Below are 221 nucleotides of genomic sequence, written 5' to 3'. Positions count from 1 at the left end.
TTAGGGATACCTGGTTCGTCAGCATCTTGGATACCGTCTTTGTTTGTATCTTCCCAAACTTTATCACCGATATTGTGAGTTGGTGGTACAGGTGGCTCAGTTTTGAAGAAACCACTATCAAATGATAAGTCATCATTGTCCCCAACAGTTACGTTCGTTGAAGTACCATTAGAGTCGTTATCCGTTGTGCCTTGACCTGTTTGCGTCGGTGTATAACCGTC

At 43.4% G+C, this 221-nt stretch carries 1 protein-coding gene; it reads right to left on the bottom strand.

Annotated elements, in window-relative coordinates; all coding sequences use genetic code 11:
• A partial coding sequence (locus CD138_RS11440; RefSeq protein ID WP_142380753.1) for an SdrD B-like domain-containing protein occupies positions 1 to 221 on the bottom strand: 221 nt, incomplete at both ends.

Source organism: Staphylococcus intermedius NCTC 11048 (assembly GCF_002902385.1).
Classification (GTDB): Bacteria; Bacillota; Bacilli; order Staphylococcales; family Staphylococcaceae; genus Staphylococcus; species Staphylococcus intermedius.
Note: the sequence above shows the minus strand (reverse complement) of the source record. Positions and strands in the feature narration are given on the sequence as shown.